4 protein-coding genes and 3 pseudogenes are annotated in these 5,584 nt (G+C 59.5%); 2 read left to right on the forward strand and 5 right to left on the reverse strand.

Annotated elements, in window-relative coordinates; genetic code table 11:
* The 3 genes and pseudogenes from EN935_RS20145 to EN935_RS42175 all read right to left on the reverse strand — a co-directional run.
* A partial coding sequence (locus EN935_RS20145) for a hypothetical protein (RefSeq protein WP_164747207.1) occupies positions 1-400 on the reverse strand: 400 nt, incomplete at its 3' end.
* A gap of 192 nt (positions 401-592) precedes the next feature.
* Positions 593-906 (reverse strand): annotated as a pseudogene (locus EN935_RS20150) (ATP-binding protein); the annotation flags it as partial.
* A 10-nt stretch (positions 907-916) separates the two neighbouring features.
* Positions 917-1,450: pseudogene (locus EN935_RS42175) on the reverse strand (IS21 family transposase); the annotation flags it as partial.
* A 516-nt stretch (positions 1,451-1,966) separates the two neighbouring features.
* On the opposite strand from EN935_RS42175, the gene EN935_RS20160 reads away from it, so the two are divergent.
* Positions 1,967-2,326 (forward strand): hypothetical protein, encoded by a 360-nt coding sequence (locus tag EN935_RS20160; protein WP_126066776.1) that lies wholly within the window; start codon positions 1,967-1,969, stop codon positions 2,324-2,326.
* A 569-nt stretch (positions 2,327-2,895) separates the two neighbouring features.
* On the opposite strand, the gene EN935_RS20165 is transcribed toward EN935_RS20160, so the two are convergent.
* Together EN935_RS20165 and EN935_RS20170 are read right to left on the reverse strand one after the other, a co-directional pair.
* A complete protein-coding gene (locus EN935_RS20165; RefSeq protein ID WP_063169281.1) occupies positions 2,896-4,212 on the reverse strand; it encodes a HipA domain-containing protein in 1,317 nt (438 codons plus the stop codon).
* Entirely contained in the window at positions 4,202-4,540 is a 339-nt protein-coding gene (locus EN935_RS20170; protein ID WP_063169282.1) for a helix-turn-helix transcriptional regulator, read from the reverse strand. The genes EN935_RS20165 and EN935_RS20170 overlap by 11 nt, the downstream gene beginning before the upstream one ends.
* Before the next feature lie 611 nt (positions 4,541-5,151).
* Here EN935_RS20170 and EN935_RS20180 point away from each other — a divergent pair.
* Positions 5,152-5,584, forward strand: a pseudogene (locus tag EN935_RS20180) (aldehyde dehydrogenase family protein); the annotation flags it as partial.

A 5,584-nucleotide genomic window follows, 5' to 3' on the forward strand; every position in this document is an offset into this window, starting at 1 on the left:
GCTTGGCATCCGCGTAGTCGCTGCTCCCCTCATTCCCATCGGACGCATTCATCGCCATATCGCGCGGGTCCAGATAGCCTTCGAATGCGGATTCTGCAAAAGGACCTGCCAGACACGCAACTATCTCCCGGATCGCATCATCGCGTTCCAAACATCGATCCATATCGTCCTCGAAAATCGGCTTTCGCTTCGAGGTGAATCCTTGCGCTGAATAAAAACCCGCGCCTTCGACAACACCACCGCACTCTCCGTCACCGACGTCGGGGTAAATACTAACACTTGAGAAAGCAGGGAGTTCACGGTCGTCGTCGAACGTCTGACGGTGCAAAACGATGGCGGCCACCGCGTGCCCGGCTTCGTGATGCGCCACAAGCGGCAGATATTGGGAGGCTACATTCATGCGGTGCGGCTCTCAGGTCTAGTTTGCTTTTGCGCATAGGACCGCAATTGTCGTGCCAACTGGGAAAATCGTTTCGGGCAATGCGATCGCTCCGATAGCGTTGCGTCTCCTGTCTGACATTGTTGGGAAGTCGACACGCGCCCGTCGCAATGCGGTCGACCTTCCGCGCGAGTTGGGTGACCCGTGAAGGCGGCCGACCAGGACGATGTTGCGCTGATCGGCGACGAAGGCGCGGCCGGGCGAGATCGCGCATCAGGGGGTGACCGGCGTGTCGGCGAAGTCGAAGTCGTCGATGTCCTTGGCCAGCGGCAACTTGGCGACAGCGAACTGGTATTTGATGGAGCGGGCCTGCTTCTCCGATATCTCGGCCTGCAAGAGATCACCGACAATCCTGGGCGGCTCGTGCCGTCGCTTGATGGCGACGCGCCCATGATCTCGTCATAGGCTCTGCGCATTCCGTAGAGCTTCAGCGCTCCCATCAGTTCCAGTACCTCGGTGCGTTCCATGGCTGTTTGTCCTCCTGAGACTGTCATAGCGGGTGCAGTCGGCGACCGCTCGTGAGCTAGCTTCAGCGCTTGGGGAATGGAAAGGATCGTGCCCGGCGCCGGATCGCGGCTGCGGGCCAGGATGTTGAGGATCACCGGCGCCGACGATGCACCGTGCTCGATGGCTTCCTGACAGGCGGCCTCGACCGCGCTCAATCCGTCGGTCAGCACCCAGGTGAGGATCAACACCATCTGCCGGTCGACGTCATCAACCGCCTTGAGCTGCGCCGCACCTTCTCCATTGCCGACCGCACGACCCAGCCAAGGAACGGCGCGCGCCGTGTGCCAGGGATCGTAGGCGACCTCGTTGCGGCCAAAGGAGCGAACGTGTTCTCCCACGACCACGCCATCCTCTGGCGGATGCGATCCGATCGACATAAGCATGGATCTCGATGGGCCGACCGACGGCACTCGACAGCACCGAGTATTTGTTGTTGTCGAAGCGCACCGTGCAGGTCTTCGACACCGACGGGGGAATGCAATGGAAGCCGTCGAAGCGACCGGCAGCCGCTCCCGCTGCGGCTTGGCCGCATTCGCCGACAGCAGCCGGTCCCGCGTCTCACGCCGAGCTCCCATGCGGGGATAGGGCTGGTGCTTGCGCTCGTAGCGGAACTGCGTCTCCTCAGAACGCAGGACCTTGCGCACCACCTTGCGCGAGATCTTCAGCTCACGGCAGATCGCTTTGATCGACTTCCCCTGGACCAGCGACAGCCGACGTATCTTTGCAATCGTCTCTAAAACCAACATCCAAAACACAAATGCCTCCGATCAAGCCGGAGGCATCTTGATGACCCCATCGTTAAGGGGTCCCGTTTGGACGAAAATCACCCTTTAAACAGGGTCCCCATTCCACGAAAAATCAATGCACTACCTTCCAAAGCTGCGAGAGATCGCCACCGACCGCTTTGAAGGGGCTTTCGGCGGTCTCGTCAGCGAGGTTGTGGCATGAAGAAACATCAATCCACAGCATTGGGCCGAAGCATGCCACGGGCTCATGCCGCGGGAGAGCGGGAAGATATTCTTGAAAGAAGAAGCGGTCTCCGACATCAATACCGACAGGATGGGCAGCTTTCTCACATCACTTGAGGTCGAGCGTGGCAGTTGCGACCCGCAATGCAAGGCTGGCGGCGATGCATGCCTTTGCGCGGTTCCTGATTTCGGAGCACCCCGAATATTAGGATACGCTGCAACTGGTGGTGACACTTCCCTTCAAGAGGGCGCGTGGGTGGCACCTGTCGAATATCTCGATGAGCCCGGAAATCAAGAGCGTCCTGGCGCGTATCGTCCGCCGCACGCCTTCTGGACAGCGGGATTACGCTCTGTTTTCGCTGATGTTCAATACGGATGCACGAGTTCAGGGATCCTGAATCTTCGATTGTGACCTTCGTCTGGTATCGCCCTGTCCCGCCGAGCAAAGCAACGACCGCCCCACACTGCTCACCCGGTTCGGTGTTCCATACTTGCTGCGCACACATGGCTGCGGGCGAAGGAACCACCATGGCGGAAAAAAGCATCCATCATCGCCCTTTGCGGGACACGACGGCCATCCACCTCGTCAAGGCGGGTGTTGACATCGCCACCATCAGTCGATGGCCAGGCCACTCGGGCTGAACTAACGATGCGCTACGCCCAGGCCGGTATCGATATGAAGCGGCAAGCGCTCGAACAAGGCTTCCCCGACGTGATGTCATCGGCAAAAGATCAGACGATCATCGCTTTGATGGCTGGATGTTTGGCTGGCTGCACCGCTTGTAGACGCTCAGTTATGTGGAGTTGTATCGCGGGAAGTCGCGCGTCTTGGGCTTTTGCGGTGTCAGCTCCACATCTCTCCGCAGTGCACGTTGTCACTGTTGAAGAGCCGTTTGTTCAATCTTCGTCCTGGCACGGCAAGGGTTGTCGATATTGTGGGCGTCTTGCGCTTGCCGAGCTTGTCCGAAATCCAGCGCCGGATCAGGCGTGAACACTGTTGCGTAGTTCGTCAGCCAGAGCGCGGAGAACGTCGGCGCTTCCTTCCAGCGCCGTAAAAGCGTAGGGATTGAGGAACTGTCGGCCCCAGAACAGATTGCGATCTGTGCCGGATAGCGTAGCTTCCTCGCTGACACGCGGCCAATTCTCCGCAATGCATCGGAGCTGGCCTTCAACAATCGCAAGAGCTTCCGGCGCGCTGAGCAGGAAGTGATGCGCCGCTTCAAGGCAGGACGCTATCCGGCTCATGCGGTTATTGCCGCTGATGAGCATGGCCTGGCTGGCCTCCTGGCCACTGCGGGCCTGCGGACAAATATCGTACGCAGGCGTGAGGGTGAGCTTAGCGCCGTCCCAGAATGCCGCATGGTTGCGGGCATGATCGTCGGTGTTGCCGCAAAGTATGTTGAAGACAATGCGGCTGAACAACTCGCGCAGAGTTTCCGACGGCGCGGTGAATCGGTGGCGAATGATCTCCGCCAAATCCTGGTAGCTGGCGTAACGCGCCATCATCTCATCGAGCGCGAGCATCGTCAGCGCTGAGACCATGGATTTGCGTTGCCAGCCGCCCGTGACCTTGATCCGGTCGAATCGCTCGACGAGCAACACGTCGTTGCCTGCGGCGCGAACGAGCGAGACGGATGCCGCTCTGATGCCGCACAAGGCGGCAAGCCGCATGGCTATGAATTCTCCTTTGACGACGCTGTAAAGGTCGGCAGACGAGGAAAATTTCGCGACATGCTTGACGGCGTCACCCTCGATCAGCGCCTTTGGCCTTGCGCCGCCGATCGAGCTGCCGTGATGCAGCGCCTGATCTAATTCGGGGGTGAGCGGAATACCTTTCTCTACCCGCTCCGCCGATTGGACAAGCTCTTCGAGAGTGGCATTGGCCAGTGCGCGCGGCTCGTAATGCATTGGCGAAAACTGAAAATCGAGCGCGCCGATGCGGTCCGAGCCTGATTCCAGCAAGAACGTCAGTTCTGAAATATCGAGCCGCGCGATTTCATCGCCCTTCACACCGAATTTGCGGTTTAGGATAACCCGTCGTCCCCAGGCATCAGGGGCAGCATCGCGGATGCATCCCGGCATGGTTAGGCCAGGAAGCAAAGGCAATTCGCCTGCCTTCAGGGGCAGTTCCGGGAGATAAAGCGGGATCGCGCTTCCCAGTTCACGAAAGCTCCTGCCATAGTTGAAGCTGACGAGTCCGTCATGGGCATATAGCCGCCCGGCGACAACCGGCGCGGTCTCGCCCGGCAGCCAGACCCAGACATAGGCTTCGTCGTACTTGGGGACCTTAGAACTCATCGACGATCTGCTTGCCGGCCTTGTAGACGTGCTTCGGCAGCAGCGCGATGCGATCGTCCATGCGGCCTGTGAGGGCTGTGATGCCATTGCCGTCGGCATCGAACAGCTTCACACCGACAATGGCAGCAGCTTCGAACATCAGTCCGATTTCGACTTTGGGATCGCCCTTCTCGATGCGCTGCAGGGTGCTGCGTGAAACACCGATTCTCTCGGCTAACTCCTGTGCGGTTAACCGGTGCTGCATCCGGCCAAGCCGGATGGTCTTACCGAAAAGGCCAAGCGCTTCCATCGCGTAGCGCGAATAGGTGCGTTTATACGTTGCCTTCATTCGGGTCTCTGTGACCTATGCATGATCCATATCGCCTTCTTTCGAACTTTATATAGGTAATGTCACAGAGCGACTGCCAAAGTCAAGACTCCGTATCGCAAGCGTTACCCATCCGAACGAGGAAGGCGGATATTGCCGACGGCTCCTGCACAACCGGCCAGCTCTGCGCGTCTCGGGCGAGGCGGAGATCTGGCGCTGGATCGCGGACAGCCTTGAGACGCCTCGCATGAGTCATTCATGGGCGGTCCCTGGTGCGGGGCCGCGGCGCTCGACTGCTGGCCGACATTCTCGGCGGCGGGACCCGCATCCGGCTACACCAGCACTTTTCGACCGCATACGCGCCCAGCTTCTCTCCGAAATCATTGCCAATGAGCGCGAACCTCATGCGATCGCCGAGCTGGCCTGGCGGCGCGGAATCTACGCACGCATCCGTATTCGAGACCGCCCAAGGGAGGCTGACTAGCGTAACGCCCTCCGATCTAAGCGCCTTCCACAAAGCCGCTTTCGCACGCGACGGGCTGCATGTGGCGGTCGTAGGCGACATAGATGCCAAGCCCTGAGAGTAAGGCTCTACCAGCTGTTCGGCGATTTGCCTCAGAAACTGGCGCTTGCCGGCGCGAACCAGTGGTATCGCGAGGGCGAGCACGCCGAGCGCTTTTCCTCCGCCCTCCACTGACCACAGACCCGCACGCAACGAAGCCGCGCTCGATCTTATCGTGGCGTGGCTAGGTGCAATGTTTGCTCTCGCCATCAGGCCGGCTTTCCCGATGGCGTGGTCAACCTGATCTATGCGTCCGAAGGTGATCGCGTGGGCCGTGAACTCTGCACCAATTCCAAAGATCAGCTTTACCGGTTCGAACGAGGTCGGACGGCTGCTGATGCGTCAGTGCTCTGACCAGATCAAGAAGGTCAGCCTTGAAACCGGCGGCAATGCACCTTTCATCATCTTCGATGATGCCGACATTGACGGTGCTGTTGACGGTGCGGTCCAGGCGAAGTTCCGCAATGCCGGCCAGACCTGCGTTTCCGCGAACCGCATTTACG

The organism is Mesorhizobium sp. M7D.F.Ca.US.004.03.1.1, assembly GCF_003998635.1.
Classification (GTDB): domain Bacteria; phylum Pseudomonadota; class Alphaproteobacteria; order Rhizobiales; family Rhizobiaceae; genus Mesorhizobium; species Mesorhizobium loti.